The sequence below is a fragment of the Ruegeria sp. AP11 genome (assembly GCF_056535865.1).
Map to the genome: position 1 here is coordinate 2,356,470 of NZ_JBQFJB010000001.1, position 26,207 is coordinate 2,382,676.

The following is a 26,207-nucleotide window of genomic DNA, read 5'->3' on the forward strand; positions in this document are numbered from 1 at the left end:
TCAGAACCCCGGCAATTTCGCCGGGGTTTTGTTTCTATCAGCAGCAGCCGCAGCCTGAGTGATGATGATCGTGACCGCGGGAGGGCTCTGGCGCATAATCGCCAACCTCGGACAACACATCGCGCAAGGCCCAGAGGATCATGTCCACATCTTCGGCCTCGATCGTCAGCGGCGGGCGGATTTTCAGGATATTGTCCTTGGGCCCCTCGCTGCCGATCAGAATGCGATGATCGCGCATACGGTTTTTGACATAGCTGCAGATTTCGCTGCCTTCCGAGCCATCGGGATTGATCAGCTCAACCCCCAGAAACAGCCCCATGCCGCGCACATCGCCGACCTGAGGGAAATCTGACTCGATCTGCCGCAGCCCTTCCATCAGACGGTCCCCCATGGCGCGGGCATTGTCCTGCAGCCCCTCGTCATCGACGATGTCCAGCACCTCTTTGCCGATGCGGCAGGACAGAGTTGATCCGCCGAAAGTCGAAAAGAATTCGATCCCGTTGTCAAAACTCTGCGCGATCTCTTTGGTGGTGACCAACACACCCAGAGGGTGCCCGTTGCCGATGGGTTTGCCCATCACCACGATATCAGGCAGCGCGCCCTGGTGTTCGAAGCCGAAATAGTAATCGCCCAGCCGCCCCAGACCGGTCTGCACTTCATCGGCAATGCAGACACCGCCTGCCGCCCGGATCTTCTCATACACCGCAGGCAGATAGCCTTTGGGGGGAATGATCTGCCCCCCGACCGAGGGGAAGGTTTCAGCAATGAATCCGGCGATACCGTGGCCGCGCTCCTGCAAAGCGGCAATCGCGGGGTCGACAAGCTCTGCGAATTTTTTGGCACGATCGGGATCGTCGCGCCTGAACGCGCCGCGATAATCATCCGCGACTTCAACCAGTTCCACCCAATCCGCTTTGCCGACGCCACCGGGTTTGTTGAACTTGTAAGCCGAGATCGCCACTGCCGCGTTGGTATTGCCGTGATAGCCGTGATCCGGCGTCACGATCCCCTTCGCCCCTGTACGCGCCCGCGCCAGACGCAGCGCCAACTCATTGGCCTCGGTCCCGGAATTGACGAAGAAGCAGACTTCGAACCGGTCGGGCAGTTTCGACAATATCTTGTCGGCAAAGGCAGTCTGTGCCGGATGCAGATAGCGGGTGTTCGAGTTCATCCGCTTCAACTGATCCGCCGCGACCGCCTGAATGCGCGGATGCGCGTGCCCCACATGCGGCACGTTGTTATAAGCGTCCAGATAGGGGCGACCCCATTCGTCGAACAGGTGATGCTTCCAGCCACGCACCAGCATGACCGGGTCATCATATGTCAGGCTGAGATTGCCCCCGAAGTGATCGCGCCGACCCTGCAGGATCGTGTTTTTGTCCGTTGGCTCATACGCGACCTTGTTATCTGGCAGGTTCAACAGGGCGGCCGGGTTAGGGCAGACCGCATTCCACAGCTCCAGCTCGTCCGGATCGGCCACGCCGGGCCAGTCGGCCTGCATACCTTGGGTGGTCAGCGCCAGTTGGAAATGCACATGCGGTGCCCAGCCACCATTCTGCGTGGCATCTCCCAATCGCGCGAAAGCCGCCCCCTGCGCGACGGGATCGCCGGGTTTCAAACGGTCACAGACCTCGGGGTCCAGATGACCGTAGAGCGTATAGAATGCATCACCCTCAGGCGTTTCGTGGTGCAGGATTACCACGCCGCCATAATCCAGATGCGCATCACGGTTCTCGACCGCCTCGACCCGCCCGCTGAGCGGTGCGTGCAAAACCGTCCCGGCTGCGGTAAACACATCCACCGCCAGATGCACCGTCCGCCGGTCCGCGGCTTTCCACGGCCCTTTGCGAAAACCTGGTTCCGCGTAGATCAGCCGGGGTTCGTTGTAATATCCCAGCCACGGGCCCTCGCCAAATTCCTCACCCACCCGCGCGGCCTCATCAAGCGGCATGTGGAACGGGTTCTGCGGCCAGGTCGCGTTTTCTACCGAGAGCGAGCCCATAGGGGTCGCGCCCAAATCCTGCCCGAACATTTGCGCAAATTGTCCGCGATGGCCTGTCATATAGGCATGGATTCGCTCAGCACCGTCCACCACCGGCAAGCCGCAGGCCGCACGCAGCCGCGCCGCCATCAACCCGCCATTGACCGAAGGGTTCTCAAGAAACCGCCATGCGGGGGCCTGGCTGATTGTCACATAAGGATCGTCCGGATTATCGACCGCCATCAGAGTCGAGTTCACCACGGACACTGCCAGCCGCATGCGCAGCAAGGGCCAGATCAAGTCGACTTCATCCGCACGCAACCGGTTGGCGGCATGATAGCCACGCACCAGCGCAGCCAGCGCGCGTTCAGGTTTGGGATGATCCAGCACCACATATGCCCCGGCAATCGCCAGATCGCAAATCCGCGGCGCGGAGCACATGTCGCCAAGGTCAATCAGGCCCGAGATACTGCGGCGTTCGCTCAGTTCGCCCTCGACCAGAATATTGTAATCATTTGCGTCGTTGTGGATCGCCTGCCCGGGCAGATCATCAAGGCGGCTGTGGATGGCCTCAAATTCCGCCACCACGTCCTGCAGCACGGCCCGCCGCGCCGGGTCACCAACCACAGTCAACTGATCGGCAATCCAACCCGCCTGCAACAGGTCCCATTTGAACCCTTCGCGATGCAGACCGTCATGGTCGAACCCTTCCAGCGCCCGATCCGTCGCGCCCAACACGCGACCCAGCTTCAGGATCAAATCGTCTGTCTTGGGCGCGCTGCGCGCATAACAATCGCCCGGCAGCCGTTCCAGCAACCAGACCAGCCGCTCGGCGCCGCTGTCGTCTGCAATGACGGGCAGCATCGCACCCGAGATATCCGCGAAGACCTTTGGAAATGGCAGGCCGGGCGCGGCAGAGGCGATATGTTCCAGTGCCTTGATCTGCAAATCGACAAGCCCGGGCTCGCACCCCGCCCGCATCACCTTCAGCACATAATCCTGACCGTTGGTCGCCTGCACCAGAAAGTTGAGGTCATATTCCCCATCCAACCGGGTCAAGCGCGCATCCAGCCCCCAGTGCTGACGCAGCTTACCGGCCCAATATGCGTTCAAATCGCTCATGCGACACCCCATAACTTTCCCCAAAAGGGGATCTTCTTCATCTGGCCAAAAATATCCTCGGGGGGAAGCGCGCCCATAGGCGCGATGGGGGGCAGACAGCCCCCTGTCATCACCCCAAAGCGCGCAACCGCTTGAACAGGGAAGACGTATCCCAACGCCCCCCGCCAAGCTTCTGCACATCCTTATAGAACTGATCCACCAAAGCCGTTACAGGCAAGGATGCCCCGGTTTCATCCGCAGTCTCCAGACAGATCCCCAGATCCTTGCGCATCCAGTCTACGGCGAAGCCATGCTCAAAATGATCGTCCAGCATGGTCTCGTACCGGTTCGCCATCTGCCAGCTGCCTGCAGCACCCTGGCTGATCACTTCAACCACGGCGCGGCCATCAAGCCCGGCTTTCTCGGCAAAATGCAGCGCCTCGCTGAGACCCTGAACCAGCCCGGCGATGGCAATCTGGTTGCACATCTTGGTCATCTGACCTGCGCCGCTGTCGCCAATGCGGCGGCAGATCTTCGAATAGACCTGCATCACGGGCTCGGCTCTTTCGTAAGCCGCCTGATCCCCGCCGCACATGATCGACAGCACACCGTTCTCGGCACCCGCCTGACCGCCTGAAATCGGAGCATCGACAAAGGCGATGCCCGTTGCCTGACCGGCCTCGCAGAGTTTACGCGTCACCTTCGCCGAGACGGTGGTGTGGTCCACAAAGATCGCGCCGTCGGTCATGCCGTGAAAGGCACCATCTTCCCCTGTGCAAACCATGCGCAGGTCGTCGTCATTGCCGACACAAGCCATTACAAATTCCGCACCCTCCGCCGCAGCGCGTGGCGTTGTCGCCATTGCGCCGCCATGCTGCGCAACCCAGGCTTCAGCCTTGCTGGCGGTGCGATTGTAAACCGTGACCTCATGCCCTGCGGCCTGCAGGTGCCCGGCCATTGGATAGCCCATGACGCCCAGACCAAGAAACGCGACTTTTGCCATTTTCAGATCCCTTCCGCTGACCGGTGCGCAGATCGCGCCGGACTGTTCAGCGAAGACAAAGCAAAGCTGGGCCCAAAGGGCAACCCCGCGTCACGCTTTGCTGCCGAGGTCTTTCAGAATCGGGCAATCCGGACGGTCGTCTCCGGCGCAGGCGTCAACAAGATGGCTGAGCGTATCGCGCATTCCCTTAAGGTCGGCGATCTTGGCATCGATCTGGGCCAGATGATCCCGCGCCACGCGTTTCACATCAGCGCTGGCGCGGGTTTCATCTTCATAAAGCGCCAGAAGGGTGCGGCAATCCTCGATCGTGAACCCCAAGGCACGGGCGCGGCCCAGAAAATTCAGCTTGTGAATGTCCTGATCCCGAAAGCGCCGATACCCGTTGTCGTCACGCAGCGGTTTGATCAGGTTGATATCCTCGTAATACCGGATGGTCTTGGCAGGCAATCCGGTGCGGGCTGCGACATCGCCGATATTCATGCCGGTGCCTCCCTTCGGGTTGTGTTCGCCTGGACTTCCGGCAGGCAGGCGCGTATGCGGCGCAGGCGCAGCGCGTTTGAGACGACAAAGACGCTGGACAGCGCCATCGCGCCAGCGGCCAGAGCAGGCGACAGCAGGTGCCCGCCAAACGGATACAGCACCCCGGCGGCAACCGGGATCAGAAGCGTGTTGTAGCCAAAAGCCCAGCCGAGGTTCTGCCGGATATTGCGCATGGTCCGGCGGCTGATCTCAACCGCGTTGGCCACGCCACGCAGATCGCCTGACATCAGTACGATGTCTGCAGTTTCAATCGCCACATCGGTACCGGTGCCAATCGCAACGCCGATATCTGCCGTGGCAAGCGCCGGGGCATCGTTGATCCCGTCGCCGACAAACGCGAGCGTGCCGAACTGCTGCCGCAGGGCCGAGATCGCGGCGACCTTGCCATCGGGCAAAACTTCGGCAGTGACATGGTCGATGCCCAGACGGTCGGCCAAAGCCTGTGCGGTCTGCGCATTGTCGCCGGTGACCATCGCCAGCGTCACACCCATCTCATGCAGGCGGGCCAGTGCCTCGGTCGTGCCCGGTTTGATCGGATCCGATACGGCCAAAGCCGCTGCGGCCTGTCCGTCGATGGCGACGTAGATCGGCGTTGCTCCTTCGGCCGCGCGCTTCTGCGCCTCGGGGTGCAAATCCCCCAGATCAATGCCGTGCTGTGCCATCAGCCGATCCGCGCCGACCAATACGTCGCGCCCTTCGATTCGTGCGCGAAGGCCGAGGCCCGTCAGCGACTCGAATGCTTCGACCTCGGGCAATACCTCAGGCCCTGCGCGGGTGATCGCCGTGGCGATGGGATGCTCAGACCGGGCCTCGGCAGCGGCGGCGAGGCGCAGAACCTCGGCGCGGTCAAAGCCGCTGGCGGCGATGACCTCTTCCAGTTCCGGTCGGCCCAATGTCAGCGTCCCGGTCTTGTCCAGCGCGATGACCTTGACCTGCTGCAAGTGTTGTAGCGCATCGCCCTTGCGGAACAGCACGCCCAGTTCTGCCGCGCGGCCCGTGCCCACCATGATCGAGGTCGGCGTGGCCAGTCCCATGGCGCAGGGGCAGGCAATGATCAGCACCGAGACGCCCGCGACCAACGCCAATGGCAAAGCCGGGGCAGGGCCAAAGATCAACCACACGGCAACCGTCAGCACAGCAACCGCCATGACGGCTGGCACGAAGTAATAGGTGATCCGGTCGACAAGCCCCTGAATGGGCAGCTTCGCCCCTTGGGCCTGTTCAACCATCCCGATGACCTGCGCCAGCACCGTATCCGCGCCCACATGCGTCGCCTGGATGCGCAGAGACCCGGTGCCGTTCACCGTACCGCCAACCACCGGATCGCCCATGGCTTTGCCGACGGGTACGGGCTCACCCGTGATCATGCTTTCATCGACATAAGAGCTGCCGTCCAGCACATCGCCATCCACGGGCACACGCTCTCCGGGTCGAATTTGTACGATGTCGCTGACCATGATCTCAGCAATGGGGCGGTCAATCAGCTGACCGTCTTTTTCGACACGCGCAGTTTTGGGCTGCAGTCCGACCAGTTTGCGTATAGCTGCCCCGGTTCGCCCTTTGGCACGGGCCTCGAGCAGACGGCCCAGCAGGATCAGGACGACAATAACGGCCGCGGCCTCGAAATACACATTGGCGGTGCCTTGCGGCAGCACCTGAGGGGCAAATGTTGCTATGATCGAATACAGAAACGCGGCTCCGGTCCCCAATGCGACTAGCGCATTCATGTCTGGCGCACCTCGCAGAAGCGAGGGGATACCCTTGGCATAAAAGACGCGCCCCGGCCCGATCAGCAGTATCGAAGTCAGCACAAACTGCACCAGATGGCTGGTCTGCGCCCCGATCGTGGCCATCACCCAGTGGTGAAAAGCCGGAACCATATGCCCACCCATCTCAAGCACGAATACCGGCAGAGCCAGAGCCGCTGCGATCAGCGTTGCGTGGCGCAAACGGGCAAGCTCTTCGACTTTCTGATCCTGACCCTCCGAGCCCGTGTCAGCGGGATGGGCGGGATATCCGGCCTCGGACACGCGTTTCGCCAGTGATGCGGGATCGGTTACGCCATCGGCATAGTCGATTGTTGCACTTGCGTTGGCAAGATTGACCGACGCCTTTGTCACACCGGGGATGGCGCGCAGCACGCGCTCGATCCGGGAAACGCAGGATGCGCAGTTCATGCCGTCGATCTTCAACCGCGCCTGACGGGTCGCCGCCGGGTAGCCCGCCACGTCGAGTGCAGCCAGAATATCCGCAAGTTCGGCGTCATGGGTCACATCCGCCGTTCCGGACGCGAAATTGACCGCAGCCTCGCGGACGCCGGGCAGCGCGCGCAGCGCGGCCTCAACCCGGCCAACGCAGGAGGCGCAGTTCATGCCCGTGATTTTGATCCGATTATGCTGTGATGCCGACATCCGAGTCGTCCCGACTATGACTTTCGACCTCTGAAATAAGGCTTCCAGTCACGGGAAGGTCAAGGGGGCAGCCCCTGTCTTCTGCAAGGCGCGTCGGTTTGGCGCGGGCTAAGGGGTGCTGGATTTCAATGCGGCCAGTTCCTGACGCAGCCTTTGATTTTCAGCCTGCAGCTCAGCCATTTGCCGGCCGAGCGTGTTCATGTGGGGCCGCAATTGAGCCTCGGTAAAGCGCGGCGTGATGTGGCGCGGGCAGTTCCAGTCCAGCGCCTCGACGTGCAGGATCGCCGCGCGCTCCGCCTTGGCCTCGGCGCCCTGTGGAAAGAGGTGGGCCGCAGCATTCGCGCCTTCGGTGAACGCCATTCGCCCAAGTATCTTCAGGCGGCGGCTGTTCGCATAATCCATCAGGATCAGCGCGACTCGGTCGTTGTCGTCCAGATTGCCGCGCGAGATATACTGTTGATTGCCCGAGAAATCCGCATAGCCGATGGTTTGTTCATCCAGAACCTTGAGAAACCCGATCGGCCCCCCGCGATACTGCACATAAGGCCAGCCGGTTTCGGAGACGGTGGCCTGATAAAACCCGTCCTGCGCCTCAATGAACGCTTTCTCAGCCGGCCCAATCCGGTGACCTTGCTGCGGCCCGCCCGTAATGAATTTCGCATACGCATCCGCCGACCCCATTCGTTCTTGGTGGGCGCGCACGGCGGGCGTGAAGGTCAATTCGGAAAAGGCGCGGGGCATCGGGTTTCCCTTCTCAATGCGGTTAGCAGGGATAAAAGCCGCTGCGGGCGCGCTTGTCACCTAGGGGGAACTCAGATGTGAATTCGGGAAAGACGGCGCGCGAAAGGACGTTGCGTAGTGACGCGCGCCGACGCCACGTCACATGGATTGGAAGGAATCGCGCGCGGGGTTAGCTTTGGGCAAACACTTGATCTGGAGAGCTTTTGATGTCGCTTTTTACCAGCACCGCCGCCTGGGTTACTGACGAACACCGGATGTTTGCCGATATGGCGGGCCGGTTCATGGATGACGCGCTGGTGCCCAATGCCGAAACCTGGATCGAAAACGGCGTTGTTGATCGCGCGTTCTGGTTCCAGGCCGGGCAGGCAGGCCTGATGGCGGGTTCGATTGCCGAAGAATATGGCGGCGTGGGCGGTGGCATGGGGTTCGATTCCGTGACGCTTTATGAGCAGACCGCGCGGGGGGATGCCGGTTGGGGTTATGGCATCCAGTCCATCGTGACCCACTACATCACCGCATATGGCAGCGAGGATCAGAAGCAGCGCTGGCTGCCGAAGCTTGCGTCGGGTGAGATGATCGGCGCGTTGGCGATGACCGAGCCGGGCACCGGATCGGATGTGCAGGCGGTGAAGACGAGTGCCGAGAAGGATGGAAATTCCTATCGGCTGAACGGGTCCAAGATTTTCATCACCAACGGTCAGTCTGCAGATCTGGTGATCGTCGCGGCCAAAACCGACAAATCGCTGGGCGCCAAGGGTGTGTCGCTGATCGCGGTCGAAACGGACGGGGCCGAAGGGTTCCGGCGCGGGCGCAACCTCAAGAAGCTGGGGATGAAGGGCAACGATACGGCTGAGCTGTTCTTTGAAGACGTCAAGGTGCCGATGACCAACCTGTTGGGCCCGGAAGAGGGGCAGGGCTTTTATCAGTTGATGAAGCAACTGCCGTGGGAGCGGCTGACCATTGGCATCATGGCGCTGGGCGCGATTGATTTCGCCATCGCCGAGACGGTGAAATACGTGCAGGAGCGGAAGGCCTTTGGCCAGCGTGTGATGGACTTTCAGAACACGCGTTTCAAACTGGCCGAGTGCAAGACCAAGGCCGAGGTGCTGCGCAGTTTCGTCAACGATTGCATCGGCAAGCTTGAGGCAGGTGAGTTGGATGCGGCCACCGCCTCGATGGTGAAATACTGGGGCTCTGAAGTGCAGAACGAGATCATGCACGAATGCCTGCAACTGTTCGGCGGTTATGGGTTTATGATGGAATACCCGATTGCGCGGCTTTATGCGGATGCGCGGGTGCAGATGATTTACGGTGGCACCAATGAGGTGATGAAAGAACTCATCGCCCGTTCGCTGGACGTCTGAGCCAGGGCGCTCCCGCCCGTCGTCGACATTCCTGTCGGAACGTCTCCTCCCGTTGGACCGGGCAGGCGCGGGCGCAGCCCGCGCCTGCCGGGCCCCCTGCCGTCCGCAGGACGAAAGGCCGAAGGCCGCGCAGCCCTTGACGCATACGAACATTGCCGACCCCCAATCCGCCTGCCATGATCAGGGCAAGTTGGTTCAGCAGAAAGGACCGCTCATGTCTGCGTCAAATAAATCCCGTATCTGCGCCTTGCTCAAAAGTATCGAGACCGGCGATCCGGGGCCGATCTCGGTGGTGAACGAAGCGCGCTATATCCAGCACAACCCGCAGACCCATGAAGGCAGCGAGGGGCTTGCGGCGCTGTTCAAGCGCCTATCCGAAACCTCTCCGCGTGTGAACATTGTCCGGGCGTTCGAGGATGGGGCGTTTGTCTTTGCCCATACCGAGTACGATTTCGCGCGCCGAAACATCGGGTTCGAGGTTTTTCGCTTTGAAGACGGGCAGGCGGTGGAGCATTGGGACAACATTCAGGCGCGCCAAGGCCCCAATGCGTCTGGTCACAGCATGGTTGATGGGCCGACAGAAGTTGGAGATGCCGAGTTGACCGAACAGAATCGGGCTTTCGTGCGATCCTTTGTGGAAACGGCTCTGATTGGAGGTGACCTGGAGAAGCTCACCTCCTGTATCGATGTGGCGGCTTACACCGAGCACAACCCACGTCTGTCCGACAATATCGCGGCGTTGCGGGCCGAATTGTCAGACCCGGACAAAGTAAGATACCAGCGCTTGCATCGGGTTTTGGCCGAGGGAGATTTTGTTTTGTCTGTTTGCGAGGGTGAAGCCCAGGGTGTGCACAGCGCATTTTATGATCTGTTCCGCATTGCGGATGGCAATATCGTCGAACACTGGGATACTGTCGAAGCAATCGCGCCGCGTGATCAATGGAAGAACAACAACGGAAAGTTCTGAGCTTATTCCGCGGCCAATTGGTCCTTTAGCCAATCCTGAAAAGACTTCAACGGCTCGGATGCAGCGCGATCATTGGGCCAGACGAGGTAATAGTCGCCCAGACTGACAGGCGATCCGTCCCAGGCGGGGATCAGACGCCCGGCTTCCAGATCATCGCGCACCAGATACGCAGGCAAGAGGCCAACACCCATACCATGGATTGTGGCCTGTATCATGGTGGCAAACTGATCGAACAGCATTCCCTGCAGCCCGGCGACGGGATGGCCCTGCATTTCGAACCATTTCTCCCAAGCGTCGGGGCGTGATTCCAGATGCAGCAATGGTGCGGTGCAAAGGGCTGTCAGAGTTTTAGTGGCAGAGCCGATCAGCCCCGGCGCGCAAACCGGCAGCACCTCTTCGCGCATGATCGGCAGGTAGTGGACCCCGGCCCAATCCTTCTGGCCGAAATGAATGGCCGCATCGAAGGGTTCTAAGGCGAAGTCGAACGGCTTCAGCCGGGTTCCCAGATTGACCGTGACCTCAGGGTGACGGCGGGCAAAGCCTTGCAGTCGCGGGGCCAGCCAGTGCATGCCAAAGGCGGGCAGGATCGACAGGTCCAGTGAGCCACCCGCCGGGTTTGCCTTTAGCTTTAGCGCCGCCTGTGCCAGTTCCTGCAGCGCGGATCTTGCGGTTTGCACATAGCCTTTGGCCGCCGGTGTCAGATGCAGACGCATCTGGCTACGCTCGATCAGTGGCACGCCCAACTGATCTTCCATCGTCTTCAGCTGCCGGCTGATCGCGCTTTGTGTCAAAGACAATTCTTCGGCTGCGGCTGATGCGCTGCCCAGCCTGTCGACGGCCTCCAATGCCAACAGAGACGAAATGGAGGGAAGAAACCGGCGCGGCGCAATCATATGATGAAACCTCATACCTTTTGGATGCAATAACACTGGTTTTTTGCCACCGCCAGAGCCATGAGTTCAAAATAGTCCTTATGCCCGCCAGATCCGCGATCTTGAAATCCCCGGCTGGGCGCGGGACAAATCTGCCAGTGGCCGAGCGCCAATAACAAAGACCAGACAAGGCGAAACCCATGGACCGCGCCCAGATCGTACATGAGAACTTCCTGACCCGTGTCGCACAGCGTGACCTACCCGAAGGTGAACCTCCGCGTCCGGGGTTGGGCGATACGGATGCAGTGTCGCTGTTTCGGTCTCAGGTGCTCAGCCGTGCATTGGATCGCACCAGCCGGGCGATGCAGAAGGCAGGGCAGGGGTTCTATACCATCGGCTCATCCGGGCATGAGGGGATGGCCGCCGTGGCACATGCGTTGCGTCCGACAGATATCGCCTTTCTGCATTACCGCGATGCGGCGTTCCAGATCGCCCGTGCCGAACAGGTGCCGGGCCAGCAGATCGCATGGGATATGCTGCTGAGTTTTGCCTGTTCCAAGGAAGACCCCACCTCGGGCGGGCGGCACAAAGTTCTGGGCTCCAAGGCTCTGACCATCCCGCCGCAGACCTCGACCATTGCCAGCCACTTGCCCAAGGCGGTGGGTGCGGCCTACAGCCTGGGTGCGGCGCGGCGGCATGATCCGGAACATCGCAACCTGCCGGAAGACGGCATCGCGATGTGTTCCTTCGGCGATGCCTCGGCCAACCATTCGACAGCGCAGGGAGCGATCAACACGGCGGGCTGGACCAGCGTGCAATCGACCCCGCTGCCGTTGCTGTTTGTCTGCGAAGACAACGGGATCGGAATATCGGTCAAGACGCCCAAGGGCTGGATTCAGGCCTCGATGAAGCATCGGCCCGGGATCAGGTATTTTCAGGCCAATGGTCTGGATATCTACGAGACTTTCGCCGTGGCGCAGGAGGCTGCAGATTATGTCCGAACCCGGCGCAAACCTGCATTCCTGCATCTAAAAACCGTGCGCCTTTATGGCCATGCAGGTGCGGATGTCCCTACAACCTATCTGCCAAAATCCGAGGTCGAGGCGGATGAGGCGAATGACCCGTTGCTGCATTCCGTGCGCCTGCTGGATCAGGCCGGAGCGCTGTCTCCGCATCAGGCACTGAAAATCTATGAAGAGACTTGCGCGCGGACCGATCGTGTCGCCGCCGAGGCTGCCGGACGCCCGCATCTGGCCGATGCCTCCGAGGTCATGGCCAGCCTGATCCCGCCCAAGCGCGCGTGCCGCCCGACCAACGGCCCCAGCGCCGAGGCGCGCGCTAAGGCCTTTGGCGGCGATATGCGCGCGATGGAAGACCCTCAGCCCATGAGCCGCCTGATCAACTGGGCGCTGACCGATCTGATGCTGGAGCATACCGAGATCGTCTGCATGGGCGAAGACGTGGGCCGCAAGGGCGGCGTTTATGGCGTCACGCAGAAGCTGCAGCACCGGTTTGGCCCGGATCGGGTGATCGACACGCTGCTGGACGAACAATCCATTCTGGGGCTTGCCATCGGCATGGGTCATAACGGTTTTGTCCCGATCCCGGAAATCCAGTTTCTGGCTTACCTGCACAATGCCGAGGATCAAATCAGGGGCGAAGCTGCGACCTTGCCGTTTTTCTCAAACGGGCAATTCACCAACCCGATGGTGTTGCGGATTGCGGGGCTTGGCTATCAGAAAGGCTTTGGCGGCCATTTCCACAATGACAACTCACTGGCCGTGTTGCGGGATATTCCCGGCGTGATCATCGCCTGCCCCTCGACCGGAGCGGACGCGGCGCAGATGCTGCGCGAATGCGTGCGACTGGCACGCGAGGAACAGCGGGTGGTGGTGTTTCTGGAACCGATTGCGCTCTATCCCATGCGTGACCTGCACGCGGCGCAGGATGCGGGGTGGATGACGACTTACCCCTCGCCGGATCAGCGTATCGCACTGGGCGAGGTTGGAGTGCATGGTGACGGCACCGACCTTGCCATCGTGACCTATGGCAACGGGCATTACCTGTCGAAACAGGCTCTGCCCGAACTTGAGACGGCGGGGCTGAAGACGCGGATCATCGACATGCGCTGGCTGGCTCCCTTACCGGTCGAGGCGCTGCGCGAAGTTACCAAAGGGTGCAAACATTTGCTGATCGTCGACGAATGCCGCCGTACCGGCAGTCAGTCCGAGGCACTGATGACGCTCTTCGCCGAAGAACACCCTTCCACCCCAACCGCCCGCGTTGTGGCCGAAGATTGCTTTATTGCAACCGGCCCCGCCTATGCAGCACCTCTGCCTTCGAAGGAGGGTATCGTTGCGGCGGCGTTGAACCTGACCGGAGCTGCGTCATGACCCGTACCGCCGTTGTGATCTGCCCCGGCCGGGGCACCTATAACAAGCCTGAACTGGGCTATCTGCGCAGGCATCACGCCGACCGGATGCCGATGTTCCGCGATCTTGATGCCATCCGCACCGAGGCCGGACAGGAGGCTGTGACCGCGTTGGATGGTGCAGGCCGCTATACTGTTAGCAAGTATTCGCGCGGGGACGTGGCCTCTCCGCTGATCTATGCCGCTTCGCTGGCCGATGCGCAGGTGCTTGCGGAGGATATCGAGGTGGTCGCCGTTACAGGCAACTCGATGGGATGGTACATCGCATTGGCCGCCGGAGGGGCCCTTTCACCCGAAAACGGCTTTCGGGTGGTGAATACCATGGGAACGCTGATGCAGGACCACCTGATCGGCGGGCAACTTGTGTATCCCTTCACAAATGACAACTGGATCAATGACCCCGGTCGCAAGGCTGAACTGCTGGCCGATGCCGAGCGTATCAATCTGATCGACGGCCATACGTTGGCTTTGTCGATTGATCTCGGCGGTATGCTGGTTCTTGCGGGCAATGAGGACGGCCTGAAAGCGTTCGAGGCTTCTCAGCCAACGGTACAGGAGCGCTTCCCCATGCGATTGGCCAACCACGCCGCGTTCCACACGGCTTTGCAGGCACCGGTCGCGGCGGAAGGACGGTCGCGGCTGGGCGTGGATCTGTTCGGCCAGCCGGATCGCCCGTTGATTGACGGGCGCGGCAAAATCTGGTGGCCGGGGGCGACGGACACGCAGGCCCTTTGGGATTACACGCTGGGCCATCAGGTGACGGAACCTTATGATTTTACCCGCGCGATCCAGACAGCGGCCCGTGAGTTCGCACCCGATCTGTTCATCGTCACCGGACCCGGGGCCACCTTGGGAGGCGCGGTGGCGCAGTCGCTGGTTCTGTCGGATTGGCGTGGCATGGGCGACAAACCTGCGTTTCAGGCGCAGCAAGAGGCGCAGCCGTTCCTGATCGCCATGGGCCGTGACGATCAAAGGGCGCTTGCAACCGGCTGATCCTGCGCTCTATTTGACCCGCGACACTGCAAGGAGCGTGAAGTGAGCGATCATGATCAATCCCTTTGGCTGGAAACCTGCCGTGAGCACGCGGACAGCCCGCGCCTGACCGGCGATATTACCGTCGATCTTGCGATCATCGGAGGTGGATATACCGGCTGCTCTGCGGCTCTGACGGCAGCGCAAGCAGGCGCTTCGGTTTGTCTGCTTGAGGCGCAGGAGATCGGGCACGGAGGGTCAGGCCGTAACGTGGGACTGGCCAATGCGGGGCTTTGGCTGCCGCCTGCAGACATACGCAAGTATTTGGGGCACGAGGCCGGAAACCGGCTGATTGATCTTCTGGCGGCGGCCCCGGCCGAAGTGTTTGACCTGATTGAAGCCCATGGGATCGATTGCCATCCCGTCCGCAACGGGACCCTGCATTGTGCCCATTCCGCAGCCGGTTTGCGCGATCTGCAAACGCGCCACGCGCAGCAGGTCGCCGTTGGTGCTCCGGTCGAGTTGCTGTCATCGGATCAGGCCGCCGCACGCACCGGCAGCAGCGCTTTCCACGGGGCTCTGTTCGACCCGCGCGCGGGCACGGTCCAGCCATTGAGCTATGTGCGCGGTCTGGCGCGGGCGGCCCACGAGATCGGCGCGCAGATCTTCGCGCAAAGCCCGGTTCAGGCGATGCGGCATGACGGCGATGTTTGGGTTCTGACGATGCCACAAGGCTCTGTGCGGGCCAAAGCGGTGATCCAGGCCACCAATGCATATCATCAAGACCTGGCCGAGACATCTCCGGCCTATGTGCCGGTCTATTACTTCCAATATGCCACTGCGCCACTGTCCGATAATCTGCGGGCCAGTATTCTGCCGGGCGGAGAGGGGGCTTGGGATACCGGCCTGATCATGACCTCGTTCCGGATGGATCAGGACGGGCGCTTCATCCTTGGCGCGATGGGTGATCTCGGCCATGCCGGCAGCGCGACGCATACCGCTTGGGCCAAACGCAAGCTGGCCGAGCTGTATCCGCAGCTTGCTGACCAGCCGTTGGAGCAGGGCTGGCACGGGCGTATTGCCATGACCTCGGACCATATCCCGAAGATCACCCGGATCGGACCAAACGCGCTTTCGATCCACGGATATTCGGGGCGCGGGATCGGGCCGGGCACGGTGTTTGGCCGCCTGACGGCGCAGAGCCTGCTGCGGGACGACCCCGCGATGTTGCCGGTGCCCGCCGTGGACGATTACAGCGAGCGCTGGACCGGCCTGCGCCGCGCCTATTTCGAGACCGGCGCAGCACTGACGCATTTCATCAAGGCGCGCTTCTGAGGTCGAATGAAATAAATGACAGCGCTATTTATGCGAGGGTATGCATCATTACATAACGACTGTCGGTTGCCTGAAATGTTTCCCTTTGAGATTTATCCGTCCAGCCTTCAGCACACAGACGTCCCGGCTCACTCGATGTGCCACATTGCATCGATTGTTGTTTTGATGCTGGTTACCCGATGAACGAGGCGGTGCGGTTGTGCAGTTCGAAAAAACCGTCTTGAGGTTCATTCAGGTTGAAAATCTGCCTCTGAGAAAGGTTCGAATAGATACCTCGGAAAACTCGGGAGGTCAGGCCGTGACAAACAACCAAGTTTATTTCGGCAAATGATGTTTCCGAGTACCACTCAGACACTCTTGCATGTACATCTGCATACGATTCACCGGAAGGTGCCGGTACGTTCCACTTGTCGCACAAACGCGCTTTCCATTCTTCCGGATAGCGAGCTTTTATCTCGGTCGTGGTCAACCCCTCCCAATTGCCAAAGCTGCATTCTGACAATCGAGGTTCGAATTCGATGACGGTATCGGAAATGCCAAGCTCGTGGGTCATTATCAAAGCTGTGTGCCGTGCGCGCCCAAGTGGGCTGACGAAAACCGCAATTTTGCCGTCGAGAGAATGCGCTTGCTTCAATCTCCTTGCATTTTCCTGGGCCTGACGGCGACCTCGCTGCGTCAACGGAGAGTCGAGATGCCCTTGGCGTCGGCTTTGTGTATTCCACTCCGTTTCACCATGACGAAATAGGTAGATGGTCGTGTTCGCATTCATCTCTATCAATACCGGCCAACGTTCGACCCAATCGGTTTCATCAGACTAAGGAATAATTGTATTTCTTCGCAGGTTCGTTGCAAAGCGGACGTTGGCGCGCCTGCATCGATGGTTTTCATCATCCTGCAGTTGATCTGACCCTTGTCTCAAGCCTGAAGCCTGACGGCAATGGCCTCGATCCGATCCCGCAGCCAGCGATGCGCCGGGTCGTTGGTCGAGCGCTGGTGCCAGACCATATAGATCGACACGGGCGCGCAGTCGAATGGCAGCGGCGCGCAGTCCAGCGCCGCCAACGGCCCCTGCTTCATCAGTGCCGTGTCGGTCGAGATCAGGTCGCTGCCCTTCACAAAGGACGGGATCGCGTTGAAATGCGGCAAGGTGAGGACGGGCGGTCTGATCTGGCTTTGATCCACGCCGCGCATCACGGCACGGGCGTTGCGCCCGTCGGCAAAGCGCACGTCGACATGGTCGCTGCGGCAATAATCCTGCCAGTCCGCGGGCGGGTCGCGGCGGGCGGCGTCGTAGAACACCATCAACGGGCTGGTGATCAGGCGTTTCTGAAAGATATCCGGCCCATCCGGCGGCAGAGGGGTCAGCATCAACTGACACCGGTCGCTGCGCAGCAGATCCGGGTCGGGAACGCCCGAGGGGATGAATTCCAGCCGCAACCGGACGCCCTCGGTACGCGCCTCGCGCAGCAGTTCAGGAAAGATCAGCTCGCGCGGCATGTCGTTGGTGGCGATCTGGATGTCCATCTGTTCGGACAGCGGATCAAACGGGCGGCCCTCGGTCAGGGCGCGCATGTTGTCCAGCACTTGTTGCACGGGCTCTTTCAGCGATAGCGCGCGCTCGGTCGGGGTCAGCCCCTGACCGGACCTGACAAACAGCGGATCACCCAACACCTGCCGCAATTTGCTCAGCGTATGGCTGATGGCCGATTGCGTCACCCCTAACCGGTCGGCAGCTTTCGAGACCGAGCTTTCTTCGAGTATCGTCAGAAATACCCGCAGGACCTTGCCGTCCAGATCAGTGAAATCGATATCGCTCATATCATCTATGATTATTCATGAATGGTTTTGGTGTCTATGCCGGGGTAGGGGGATGGGCAGCAAGCAGGAGGCGCGCAATGGGGATCCGCTTTTTTTCGGACAAGAACCGACCTGTTCATATGGGTCCTTACCCGCTGGAACGGTTGGCACGGCAGGACCGGATGCCTGATCTGGCGCAGGTTGAGCCGATGCGCGCGCTCAGCTTTCACCGGCCCGAACAGCCCGAGAGCATCGTCAATGCGATGGGTGAGTTTCAGGCGATGTTGGACGCGATCCGGGATGGGTTTGTGAATCCGATTGCCTCGGAGATCCCTGCTGACCCTGCGGAGCGTGCCAACCACCTGAAGGCATTCGGTTATTTCAACGATGCCTCAATGATGGGTTGTGGGCCGCTGCCGCCCGAGGCGATGCTGGCAGAGCCCTGGCGCAACCCGGATATCGACCGGCTGGCCCATGCGCTCAAGACCCGGCAGACCAAGACATTGGCCTCGGGTATCGACGTGATCATGGCGGACCTGAAGGAGAGCATGGAGGCCGCGCCCAAACCCATCGACAGCCATCGCCATGCGATTGTGTTTCTCTATGAGTTCAATCGCGACCCGGAACCGTCGGAACCCGGCGCGGATTGGATCGTTGATGCACAAGATCACCGTGCCTGTTTGCTGGCCACCGAGAATGCGGTGGTCATCGCCAACTACATTCGCCTGCTGGGGTTTGACGCGCGGACGCATACGGCGATGTCGTCCGAGGTCGATCTGGGCAAGTTAGCAGTTGCGGCCGGGTTGGCCTCGGTCGAGGGCGGTTCAGTTGTTGTGCCGTGGCTGGGCAAGCGGTTCGGTCTGGCTGCGGTGACGACCGAGATGGAGATCGCGCATGACATGCCCCTGTGCCCGTTGGCCGATCAGCCGTGGTTCCGTACACAAGGACCCGCGTGGTGGCTGGGTGCGGGTTTTGCCAAGAACGCGCTGAACCGGGATGCTTATGCCAAGCGGCGCTATGTGGACGGGGCGCACCCGTTCGAAAATCTCAATCGGGTTGACAGCCCGACCACCTACATTGACGAAGAAAACGTCGCCCGTGTGCCCAAACGCGCGGATATGTTCGCGCGGGCGCAGTTCGGCGACATGGGTAAATCGCTGCAGGATGCGACCAAAGGCGGGCATTACGTGCGCAAATCCGCCCCCAGCTTTGCCCAACGCCGTGCGCTGGGCGCGTTTGTGCTGCTGCAGGATGGCGACAGTTCCGAGGTCGAGCGGCCCACGGATGCGGAACGCAATGCCGCCAATATAAAGGCAGCGACCTATTTCCTTGGGGTCGATGCGGTTGGCCTCAGCCGGTGTCCGGATTGGAGCTGGTATTCCCATGATGCCACCGGGGAAGAGATCGTGCCGCCTCATGATCAGGCGATCAGCATGATCATCGATCAGGGCTATGAGACGATGGAAGGTGCCAGCGGCGATGACTGGATCAGCGTGGCACAGTCGATGCGAGCCTATCTGCGGTTTTCTCTGCTGGGGGGCGTGATCGCGCAACAGATCCGCAATCTCGGCTACAAGGCCAAGGCGCATACGGTGATGGATGGCGAGGTTCTGCAACCACCGCTGTTGTTGCTGTCCGGGCTGGGCGAGGTCAGCCGCATCGGAGAGGTGATCCTGAACCCCTATCTCGGCCCGCGCCTGAAGTCCGGTGTGGTGACCACCGACATGCCGATGGCGCATGACAAACCCATCGATTTCGGCCTGCAGCGTTTTTGCGAGTCCTGCAACAAATGCGCCCGCGAATGCCCTTCGGGGGCGATCACCGCCGGGCCGAAGCTGATGTTCAACGGCTATGAGATATGGAAGTCCGACAGCCAGAAATGCGCCACCTACCGTATTACAACGCCGGGCGGCGCGATGTGCGGGCGCTGCATGAAGACCTGTCCGTGGAATCTGGAAGGGATATTCAAGGAACGCCCCTTTCGCTGGGCTGCGATGAAAATCCCGCAGGCAGCACCCGCACTGGCCAAGCTGGATGACGTGGTGGGCAATGGCGGTCTGAACGATACCAAGAAATGGTGGTGGGATATCGAACTGGACCCTGACGGGGCTTATCGTCCAACCCAGCACCCCTTGAACCGGCGGGACCTGCAAAAGGACCTTGATCTGAAATACGAGGATCAGACGCTCGCCGTCTATCCCGCACCTCTGGCTCCGCACCCCTGGCCTTATCCGTTCACCATGGACCGCGAAGCCGGAATCGCCGCCTATGAGGCGATGGTTACGGCGGCAGATTACAAGGCGCGCAAAGCCGCTGGCGATATGTCCGTGATTCATCGCTATCAGGTCGCCGGAGACGCCCCTGTCATGCGGGTGGAACTGACCAAGGTCGACAGAATGACGGCGGATGTGACCAAGTATGAGTTCTCGGCGCTGGATGGCGCGCCGCTGCCGAACTGGACCGCGGGCGCGCATCTGGACGTGCTGGTCTCGCCTGAATTCCTGCGGCAATACTCGATGTCGGGCGATCCCTCTGATCGCGATACCTATCAGATCGGGGTGCTGCGCGAGGACGAAGGGCGTGGCGGTTCGGCTCTGCTGCATCGCATCTTCAATGAGGGGCGCAAGGTTTTCATCTCGAAGCCGATCAACCATTTCGAACTGGACGAGACAGCGACCAAGACCTTCCTTATGGGTGGCGGCATTGGCATCACGCCGATGATTGCGTTCGCCCATCGCCTGCATAGCTTAGGCAAGCCGTTTGAGTTGCATTATTCCGCCAGCACTCGGGCCGGGGCGGGGTATCTGGACGACCTGGCGGTCATGCCTTGGGCCGATCACGTACACTATCATTTCTCGGATGAGGGCACCCGCGCTGATTTGGACGCGATCCTGTCAGGATATCAGGAGGGCTGGCACGTCTATACCTGCGGGCCGGATCGGTTCATGGACGGTGTGATGCAGGCGGCTGAACGGCAGGGTTTCCCCGAAGAGGCGCGGCACCTGGAGTATTTCTCGGTCCCCGAACAGCCCGAATACGAAAATCACCCGTTCACGCTGCGTCTGGCGAAATCGGGCCGCGATCTGCCTGTGCCGACCGACAAAGATGCGGCGCAGGTGCTGAACGCGGCGGGCTTTCATGTCGATGTGAAATGTTCGGACGGAATTTGCGGGGTCTGCAAATGCGGCGTGGTTTCGGGTGAAATCGAACATCGCGACTTTGTTCTGTCGAACAAACAACGCGAGGGCGCAATCATCCTGTGCCAGAGCCGTGCGGCGGAAAAGGATGGTGTGATCGAGATCGACCTCTGATCAAGGTCTGAAACCGACATATCCGGTAAGAAAAATACGTCGCGGCAGCCATGGACGCCGCAGGTTTGCTGCACTAACGTCCGCTGCGAACCCCAGTGAATCCTGATCAACAGGTGCGAGGTATTTTCATGGACTATCACAGCCCCGCCAGCTTTGCCGAGGCGTCGGCTCTGGCTGCGAATGCAACGGGCATCACGCGGTTTCTTGCAGGCGGCACCGATGTTCTGGTGCAGCTGCGCTCGGATCTGGTGACACCGGATACGCTGATCGACATCAAGAAGATCGACGGTGTCAGCGACATAACGCGCAATGCCGATGGCAGCTGGACGCTGGGCATCGCCGCCACCGGTGCCGAAATGAGCGAGCACCCCGAACTGGGCCGTGACTGGCCCGGCGTGGTCGAGGCGATGGACCTGATCGGATCGACTCAGGTGCAGGGCCGGGCCACGCTGACGGGCAATCTGTGCAATGGCTCTCCGGCGGCGGATTCGGTTCCCGCCATGGTTGCCGCGGGCGTCACCGTTACTGTCACTGGTCCGGCAGGCACGCGAGAAGTTGCGGTTGAGGATATACCCACCGGACCCGGTAAAACCTCGCTGGCCAAAGGTGAACTGATCTCGGCGGTGAACATACCCGCGCGCGGTGACAACGCGGGGGATGCCTATCTGCGTTTCATTCCGCGCACCGAGATGGATATCGCGGTGGTTGGCGTTGGCGTGAACCTGCGTCTGGATGGCGACACCATCACCGAGGCCCGTGTATCATTGGGGGCCGTGGCACCAACCGTTTTGTTGGTCGAGGACTGCGCTAAAGCGATCATCGGCAGCACGCTGGACGATGCGGCGCTGGATGCGCTGGCTGCTGCGGCATCGGCCGCCTGCAATCCGATCGACGACAAGCGCGGCACCATTGAATTCCGCACTGAGGTCGCCGGCGTGCTGGCCAAACGCGCCGCCAAAATCGCCTATGCCCGCGCCAAGGGAGAGCAAGCATGAGCAAGTTCCACGTATCCACCACCGTCAACGGGGACGCGGTCGAATATCTGTGCGACCCGCGCGAAACCCTGCTGGATTGTCTGCGTGACAAGCTGAACCTGACCGGCGCGAAAGAGGGCTGCGGCACCGGCGATTGCGGGGCCTGTTCGGTCAGCGTTGATGGCCGTCTGGTCTGTTCCTGCCTGATGCTGGGCGTCGAGGCCGAGGGCAAGCAGATCGAAACCGTCGAAGGCATCGCCGACGGGGATGTTCTGCATCCGCTGCAGAAAAAGATGATCGAATATGCCGCCCTGCAATGTGGTATCTGCACTCCGGGCATTCTGGTGGCGGCCAAGTCGCTGCTGGAAAAGAACCCCGACCCGACCGAGGAAGAGACCCGGTATTGGCTGGCAGGCAACCTGTGCCGCTGCACCGGGTATGACAAGATCATTCGCGCCGTGATGGATACGGCGGCTGAGATGCGGGAGGCGTCATAATGGCTCTGGACAATCGCAAATCCGAATTTACATTCGTTGGCACCCGCCCGGACCGCCCCGACGGTCTGGACAAGGTCACCGGTCGCGCCAAGTTCGGCGCGGACGCCTATGCGCCCGGGATGCTGCACGGTGCGGTCCTGCGCTCACCCCATGCGCACGCGCGGATTGTCAGGATCGATGCGTCGAAAGCCGAGGCTCACAAAGACGTCAAAGCCGTGGTGACGCGTGCCGATTTTGCCGATGTGCCGTTCTTCCCCGGTCTGGAAGGCGAATTCTGGAACGTGCTGGAAAACGTCATGGCGGGTGAAAAGGCGCTTTATGACGGGCATGCGGTGGCTGCGGTTGCGGCGACCTCCGCCCTGGCGGCGCGCGATGCGCTCAAATTGATCGAGGTTGAATACGAGGTGCTGCCCCATGTGACGGACGTGGACAAGGCGATGGCCCCGGACGCGCCGGTGATCCGCGAAGGCGCTGCGGATTATTCCGTGCCCGAGGGGATGCACCCGAACGTCGTGCGTTATCACGAAAGCGGTCACGGCGATGTCGAGGCCGGGTTTGCCGAGGCCGATCTGGTCATCGAGGACAGCTTTGTCACCGAGGCCACCCATCAGGGTTATATCGAACCGCACGCCTGTCTGGGGATGCTGGGCAATGACGGCAAGGGTGAGCTGTGGTGCACCACCCAAGGCCACTGGATCGCACAGAAGACCTGCGCTGCGCTGCTGGGGATCGAAACTTCGCAACTGCGGGTGACCGCGTCGGAAATCGGCGGAGGGTTCGGCGGCAAGACCACGGTGTTCATCGAACCTGTCGCGCTGGCGCTGAGCCGCAAGGCCAACCGGCCGGTCAAGATCGTGATGACCCGGTCCGAAGTGTTCCGGGCGACCGGTCCGACCTCATCCGCGTCGATGGATATCAAGATCGGCATGAAGAAAGATGGCACCATCACCGCTGCCGAAGGCATTTTCCGCCTGCAGGGCGGCGCCTTTCCCGGCGCGCCCGGCGACATGACCGCCATGTGTGCCTTTGCGCCCTATAACCTGACCAATGTGCGGCAGGTGGGCTATGACGTGCTGGCCAACCGTCCGAAACAGGCCGCCTATCGTGCGCCGGGCGCGCCGATGGGGGCTTTTGCGGTCGAGTCGGTGATTGATGAGCTGTGCAAAAAACTGGGTCTCGACCCCATCGATGTTCGCCTGAAAAACGCCGCCCATGAAGGAACCAAGGCCAGCTATGGCCCGACCTACGAACGGATCGGTCTGGTCGAAACGCTGGAGGCTGCCAAGGCGCATCCGCATTACGCGGCACCGCTGAAACCGGGGCAGGGGCGCGGGATTTCCTGCGGCTTCTGGTTCAACCATGGCGGTGAGACCAGCGTGTCTTTGGCTCTGTCCGAGGATGGCTCGGCCCAGTTGATGGTCGGCACGCCCGACATTGGCGGCTCGCGCGCGTCGATGGCGCTTATGGCGGCCGAGGTTTTGGGCATCCCGTATGAGAACATCCGTGTCACCGTCGCGGATACCGCCTCGCTGGGATATAACGACGTCAGCCACGGCAGCCGCGTGACCTATGCCTCTGGTCTGGCCACCATCAAGGCGGCGCGCCACGCGGTCGAGAAACTGTGCGAACGCGCAGCGGCCAAATGGGGTATCCCGACTGACGCGGTGAAATGGGAAGACGGCTGCGCCGTGCCCTCGGGCCCCAATGCGGGCGATTTCGACCCGATGCCCTTGGCCGAGATCACGTCTGACATGGGCGCGACCGGTGGTCCGATCTCGGGCCATTTCGAGGCCACGCCTGAGGGCGCGGGCGTGTCGTTCGGCACCCATATCGTCGATGCCGAGGTTGACCCGGAAACCGGCAAAACCAGCATCACCCGCTATACGGTCATTCAGGACGCGGGCAAGGCGATCCACCCGACCTATGTGGAAGGTCAGTATCAGGGCGGTGCCGCGCAGGGTATCGGCTGGGCGCTGAACGAGGAATATATCTATGGCGACGACGGTCGTCTGCAGAACTCGATCTTCCTCGACTACCGCATCCCGGTTGCCAGCGATCTGCCGATGATCGACACGGTAATTGTCGAAGTGCCCAACCCCGGCCACCCGTTTGGGGTGCGCGGCGTGGGTGAGACGGGAATCGTGCCGCCTTTGGCCGCCATCGCCAACGCAGTGTCCCATGCGGCGGGCGTTCGGATGCGGCAACTGCCGATGTCGCCGCCGCGCATTCTGGCCGCGCTCAAGGACAATGGTTGAGGTCCACCTCTGGTCCGGTCTCCGGTCACTGACCGGGGGCCAGCAGGTGGTGGAGGTTGAGGCCAAAACCACCGGAGAACTGCTGCGCGAACTGGTCCGGGCGCATCCGCAGCTTCAGGCCCCGATAGACGCGGGCGTGTCCATCGCCATCGATGGGCGCGTCATCGCAAGCGGCTTGACCGAACCCATACCCGAAGGCAGCGAAATCTATCTGATGCAGAGGCTGCGCGGCGGTTAATGCCGCCGGTACCGTTTGGGGGCAAAGCGGTAATACGGTGTGCGATACCCTCTGTGCTTCAGGTATGGCCTTTGTGCGCGATACTTATAGTGCTTGTATGCCGGGTGGTAATACTGCCTCTTCACTTTTGGTTTCTTGTATATTTTCAATTTGATCTTCGGCTTGTGGCCGCCGACTTTCAGGATCGGAAAGATTGCCTGCGCGGGTCTGACAGCATCCGTATGAGGGCGGGTGGCCGATGTGCTTGCAAAGGCGGCAAAGGCAGAACTGGTTTTGTTGCCCGATGGGTTGAACACCGCGGCCCCTTGCGCGCTCGCGGCTTGTCCGGCCAGTAGAACAATTAGCGCGGACAGATATGTATTGATGGGTTGTTTCATCATCTCTCCTATCTCTGCCACCACATGTGGGCCTGACAGAAAGATGTGATCGCGCAGGCGCTCGGCCCAATAAATCCTGCTCACAGCCGGGCGAGAGACTGTGTTCTGCGGCGGCGGTCAGCGATCAGGAGAAGCCGTGAGACAGGATAAACCGGCTGCAGGCCTCGGTAAGGGAAGTGAACCGGGTCCTTTCGCGCACATAAAGATAGACCTGCCGCTTGTCGTGCAGGTTCAGGATGGGGCGGAAGGCGACCTCCAACGGCAAGAACTCGGCTGCTGTCTGAGGCAGAACGGTGACCCACTTGCCGGATCGCACCATCGTGATCAGTGAATGTGTGTTGTGGATGGTGACCTCGGCAGCCTCTGAGACGGGTGCGAAATCCGGTGTTCGGATCAGGTCGCACAGCCTGTTGTGTATGAACGGTGCCCGATGCAATTCCGCGATGGTCGGAGGGGTTTCCTGCGTGATCAACGGATGATCCGAGGCCGCCACAAGGCCAAACGCATCCGCGAACAAGGGAACGGCACGGACCCCATTCAGCGCATGCTGCCCCGAAGCGATGCCGATATCGGCCTGATCGCGGCTCAGGGCGTCCAGCACCTGTTGGGTGTCGGTGTCCCGCAGATCAATCTGCACGCCGGGGAACTGCTTGCTCATATGCTCCAACAGACTTGGAAAGATCAGTGCACCGACCGACGGGACCGAGACAATGCGGATCAGCCCCTGTTCCGCACGGGCTGCGGCCTCGATATTCTGAACCGTCTGATCGAACTGACGAACCTGTTGCAAGGCCAGATCGAACACTTGCTCTCCCAAAGGGGACAAACGGTTCTTGCGCTCACCTTCAAAGAGTTTCTTGCCCAAATGATCCTCAAGCTGCTTCAGCGTCATCGACAGGGCCGATTGCGTGCGCCCCAGCCGGTCTGCCGCCTCGACCAGATTGCCGGTTTGAGCAACCGTGCAAAAGCAGCGCAGCATTTCGATCTTGAGTGTCATACTTCAGTTTTCTTGAAATTATCTTCAGTAAATTGAGTTTGAC

The 26,207-nt window shown here is 60.9% G+C and carries 20 protein-coding genes; 10 read left to right on the plus strand and 10 right to left on the minus strand.

Features of this window, described 5'->3' with window-relative positions; genetic code table 11:
• Positions 1-37: 37 nt before the first annotated feature.
• The 5 genes from ACR3E4_RS11845 to ACR3E4_RS11865 all read right to left on the minus strand — a co-directional run bounded on the left by ACR3E4_RS11845 (position 38) and on the right by ACR3E4_RS11865 (position 7,777).
• Positions 38-3,103 (minus strand): aminotransferase class III-fold pyridoxal phosphate-dependent enzyme, encoded by a 3,066-nt coding sequence (locus ACR3E4_RS11845; RefSeq protein ID WP_480530498.1) that lies wholly within the window; start codon positions 3,101-3,103, stop codon positions 38-40.
• A 109-nt stretch (positions 3,104-3,212) separates the two neighbouring features.
• Positions 3,213-4,118 (minus strand): NAD(P)-dependent oxidoreductase, encoded by a 906-nt coding sequence (locus tag ACR3E4_RS11850; protein ID WP_480530599.1) that lies wholly within the window; start codon positions 4,116-4,118, stop codon positions 3,213-3,215.
• A gap of 57 nt (positions 4,119-4,175) precedes the next feature.
• Positions 4,176-4,565, minus strand: a complete 390-nt coding sequence (gene cueR / locus ACR3E4_RS11855; protein WP_480530496.1) for a Cu(I)-responsive transcriptional regulator — start codon at positions 4,563-4,565, stop codon at positions 4,176-4,178.
• Positions 4,562-7,036, minus strand: coding sequence for a heavy metal translocating P-type ATPase (locus ACR3E4_RS11860; RefSeq protein WP_480530494.1), 2,475 nt, complete (start codon positions 7,034-7,036; stop codon positions 4,562-4,564). The genes cueR and ACR3E4_RS11860 overlap by 4 nt, the downstream gene beginning before the upstream one ends.
• A 108-nt stretch (positions 7,037-7,144) precedes the next feature.
• Positions 7,145-7,777 (minus strand): pyridoxamine 5'-phosphate oxidase family protein, encoded by a 633-nt coding sequence (locus ACR3E4_RS11865; protein ID WP_480530492.1) that lies wholly within the window; start codon positions 7,775-7,777, stop codon positions 7,145-7,147.
• 206 nt (positions 7,778-7,983) lie between these two features.
• Here ACR3E4_RS11865 and ACR3E4_RS11870 point away from each other — a divergent pair, with 206 nt between their 5' ends.
• On the plus strand, positions 7,984-9,141 hold the full coding sequence (locus ACR3E4_RS11870; protein ID WP_480530490.1) for an acyl-CoA dehydrogenase family protein: 1,158 nt from the start codon (positions 7,984-7,986) through the stop codon (positions 9,139-9,141).
• A gap of 214 nt (positions 9,142-9,355) precedes the next feature.
• Positions 9,356-10,108, plus strand: coding sequence for a nuclear transport factor 2 family protein (locus tag ACR3E4_RS11875; protein ID WP_480530488.1), 753 nt, complete (start codon positions 9,356-9,358; stop codon positions 10,106-10,108).
• Between the two features lie 2 nt (positions 10,109-10,110).
• Here the strand turns inward: ACR3E4_RS11875 and ACR3E4_RS11880 are convergent, their stop codons facing one another.
• The gene (locus ACR3E4_RS11880) at positions 10,111-11,001 is read right to left on the minus strand and encodes a LysR substrate-binding domain-containing protein (RefSeq protein WP_480530486.1); all 891 of its coding nucleotides are present in this window, start codon (positions 10,999-11,001) and stop codon (positions 10,111-10,113) included.
• A gap of 179 nt (positions 11,002-11,180) precedes the next feature.
• Between ACR3E4_RS11880 and ACR3E4_RS11885 the strand changes: the two genes are divergently transcribed.
• From ACR3E4_RS11885 to ACR3E4_RS11895, 3 genes are read left to right on the plus strand one after another with little or no spacing between them, the layout of a single operon-like run.
• The gene (locus ACR3E4_RS11885) at positions 11,181-13,373 is read left to right on the plus strand and encodes a dehydrogenase E1 component subunit alpha/beta (protein WP_480530484.1); all 2,193 of its coding nucleotides are present in this window, start codon (positions 11,181-11,183) and stop codon (positions 13,371-13,373) included.
• Positions 13,370-14,404 carry an ACP S-malonyltransferase gene (locus tag ACR3E4_RS11890; protein ID WP_480530482.1) on the plus strand — a complete coding sequence of 345 codons (1,035 nt, stop codon included), beginning with the start codon at positions 13,370-13,372 and terminating at the stop codon, positions 14,402-14,404. Before ACR3E4_RS11885 ends, ACR3E4_RS11890 begins: the two co-directional genes overlap by 4 nt.
• Positions 14,405-14,446: 42 nt before the next feature.
• On the plus strand, positions 14,447-15,718 hold the full coding sequence (locus tag ACR3E4_RS11895; protein ID WP_480530480.1) for an NAD(P)/FAD-dependent oxidoreductase: 1,272 nt from the start codon (positions 14,447-14,449) through the stop codon (positions 15,716-15,718).
• Positions 15,719-15,890: 172 nt separating this feature from the next.
• On the opposite strand, the gene ACR3E4_RS11900 is transcribed toward ACR3E4_RS11895, so the two are convergent.
• Both ACR3E4_RS11900 and ACR3E4_RS11905 read right to left on the minus strand, forming a co-directional pair.
• Positions 15,891-16,487: a histidine phosphatase family protein gene (locus ACR3E4_RS11900; protein WP_480530478.1), complete on the minus strand. Its 597-nt coding sequence runs from the start codon at positions 16,485-16,487 to the stop codon at positions 15,891-15,893.
• A gap of 146 nt (positions 16,488-16,633) precedes the next feature.
• Positions 16,634-17,536 carry a LysR family transcriptional regulator gene (locus tag ACR3E4_RS11905; protein WP_480530476.1) on the minus strand — a complete coding sequence of 301 codons (903 nt, stop codon included), beginning with the start codon at positions 17,534-17,536 and terminating at the stop codon, positions 16,634-16,636.
• Between the two features lie 77 nt (positions 17,537-17,613).
• Between ACR3E4_RS11905 and ACR3E4_RS11910 the strand changes: the two genes are divergently transcribed.
• The 5 genes from ACR3E4_RS11910 to ACR3E4_RS11930 all read left to right on the plus strand — a co-directional run bounded on the left by ACR3E4_RS11910 (position 17,614) and on the right by ACR3E4_RS11930 (position 24,790).
• A complete protein-coding gene (locus ACR3E4_RS11910) occupies positions 17,614-20,826 on the plus strand; it encodes a reductive dehalogenase (protein WP_480530474.1) in 3,213 nt (1,070 codons plus the stop codon).
• Between the two features lie 128 nt (positions 20,827-20,954).
• Positions 20,955-21,821 carry an FAD binding domain-containing protein gene (locus tag ACR3E4_RS11915; protein ID WP_480530473.1) on the plus strand — a complete coding sequence of 289 codons (867 nt, stop codon included), beginning with the start codon at positions 20,955-20,957 and terminating at the stop codon, positions 21,819-21,821.
• The gene (locus tag ACR3E4_RS11920; protein WP_170591794.1) at positions 21,818-22,297 is read left to right on the plus strand and encodes a (2Fe-2S)-binding protein; all 480 of its coding nucleotides are present in this window, start codon (positions 21,818-21,820) and stop codon (positions 22,295-22,297) included. Before ACR3E4_RS11915 ends, ACR3E4_RS11920 begins: the two co-directional genes overlap by 4 nt.
• Complete coding sequence (locus ACR3E4_RS11925; RefSeq protein ID WP_480530471.1) at positions 22,297-24,552, plus strand: xanthine dehydrogenase family protein molybdopterin-binding subunit; 2,256 nt, start codon at positions 22,297-22,299, stop codon at positions 24,550-24,552. The genes ACR3E4_RS11920 and ACR3E4_RS11925 overlap by 1 nt, the downstream gene beginning before the upstream one ends.
• Complete coding sequence (locus tag ACR3E4_RS11930; protein ID WP_480530469.1) at positions 24,545-24,790, plus strand: MoaD/ThiS family protein; 246 nt, start codon at positions 24,545-24,547, stop codon at positions 24,788-24,790. Before ACR3E4_RS11925 ends, ACR3E4_RS11930 begins: the two co-directional genes overlap by 8 nt.
• Here the strand turns inward: ACR3E4_RS11930 and ACR3E4_RS11935 are convergent.
• Positions 24,787-25,167 (minus strand): hypothetical protein, encoded by a 381-nt coding sequence (locus ACR3E4_RS11935; RefSeq protein WP_480530467.1) that lies wholly within the window; start codon positions 25,165-25,167, stop codon positions 24,787-24,789. The two genes, ACR3E4_RS11930 and ACR3E4_RS11935, sit on opposite strands and share 4 nt — an antisense overlap.
• A gap of 124 nt (positions 25,168-25,291) precedes the next feature.
• Entirely contained in the window at positions 25,292-26,164 is an 873-nt protein-coding gene (locus ACR3E4_RS11940; protein ID WP_480530465.1) for a LysR family transcriptional regulator, read from the minus strand.
• Positions 26,165-26,207 lie beyond the last annotated feature (43 nt).

Excerpts from the sequence above, each read along its gene's own strand:
- ACR3E4_RS11860 (WP_480530494.1), bottom strand. The coding sequence starts at position 7,036 with ATGTCGGCATCACAGCATAATCGGATCAAAATCACGGGCATGAACTGC.
- ACR3E4_RS11845 (WP_480530498.1), bottom strand. The coding sequence starts at position 3,103 with ATGAGCGATTTGAACGCATATTGGGCCGGTAAGCTGCGTCAGCACTGG.
- ACR3E4_RS11935 (WP_480530467.1), bottom strand. The coding sequence starts at position 25,167 with ATGAAACAACCCATCAATACATATCTGTCCGCGCTAATTGTTCTACTG.
- ACR3E4_RS11940 (WP_480530465.1), bottom strand. The coding sequence starts at position 26,164 with ATGACACTCAAGATCGAAATGCTGCGCTGCTTTTGCACGGTTGCTCAA.
- ACR3E4_RS11865 (WP_480530492.1), bottom strand. The coding sequence starts at position 7,777 with ATGCCCCGCGCCTTTTCCGAATTGACCTTCACGCCCGCCGTGCGCGCC.
- ACR3E4_RS11930 (WP_480530469.1), top strand. The coding sequence starts at position 24,545 with ATGGTTGAGGTCCACCTCTGGTCCGGTCTCCGGTCACTGACCGGGGGC.
- ACR3E4_RS11915 (WP_480530473.1), top strand. The coding sequence starts at position 20,955 with ATGGACTATCACAGCCCCGCCAGCTTTGCCGAGGCGTCGGCTCTGGCT.
- ACR3E4_RS11920 (WP_170591794.1), top strand. The coding sequence starts at position 21,818 with ATGAGCAAGTTCCACGTATCCACCACCGTCAACGGGGACGCGGTCGAA.
- ACR3E4_RS11905 (WP_480530476.1), bottom strand. The coding sequence starts at position 17,536 with ATGAGCGATATCGATTTCACTGATCTGGACGGCAAGGTCCTGCGGGTA.
- ACR3E4_RS11910 (WP_480530474.1), top strand. The coding sequence starts at position 17,614 with ATGGGGATCCGCTTTTTTTCGGACAAGAACCGACCTGTTCATATGGGT.
- ACR3E4_RS11900 (WP_480530478.1), bottom strand. The coding sequence starts at position 16,487 with ATGAATGCGAACACGACCATCTACCTATTTCGTCATGGTGAAACGGAG.
- ACR3E4_RS11875 (WP_480530488.1), top strand. The coding sequence starts at position 9,356 with ATGTCTGCGTCAAATAAATCCCGTATCTGCGCCTTGCTCAAAAGTATC.
- ACR3E4_RS11925 (WP_480530471.1), top strand. The coding sequence starts at position 22,297 with ATGGCTCTGGACAATCGCAAATCCGAATTTACATTCGTTGGCACCCGC.
- cueR (WP_480530496.1), bottom strand. The coding sequence starts at position 4,565 with ATGAATATCGGCGATGTCGCAGCCCGCACCGGATTGCCTGCCAAGACC.
- ACR3E4_RS11885 (WP_480530484.1), top strand. The coding sequence starts at position 11,181 with ATGGACCGCGCCCAGATCGTACATGAGAACTTCCTGACCCGTGTCGCA.
- ACR3E4_RS11880 (WP_480530486.1), bottom strand. The coding sequence starts at position 11,001 with ATGATTGCGCCGCGCCGGTTTCTTCCCTCCATTTCGTCTCTGTTGGCA.
- ACR3E4_RS11870 (WP_480530490.1), top strand. The coding sequence starts at position 7,984 with ATGTCGCTTTTTACCAGCACCGCCGCCTGGGTTACTGACGAACACCGG.
- ACR3E4_RS11890 (WP_480530482.1), top strand. The coding sequence starts at position 13,370 with ATGACCCGTACCGCCGTTGTGATCTGCCCCGGCCGGGGCACCTATAAC.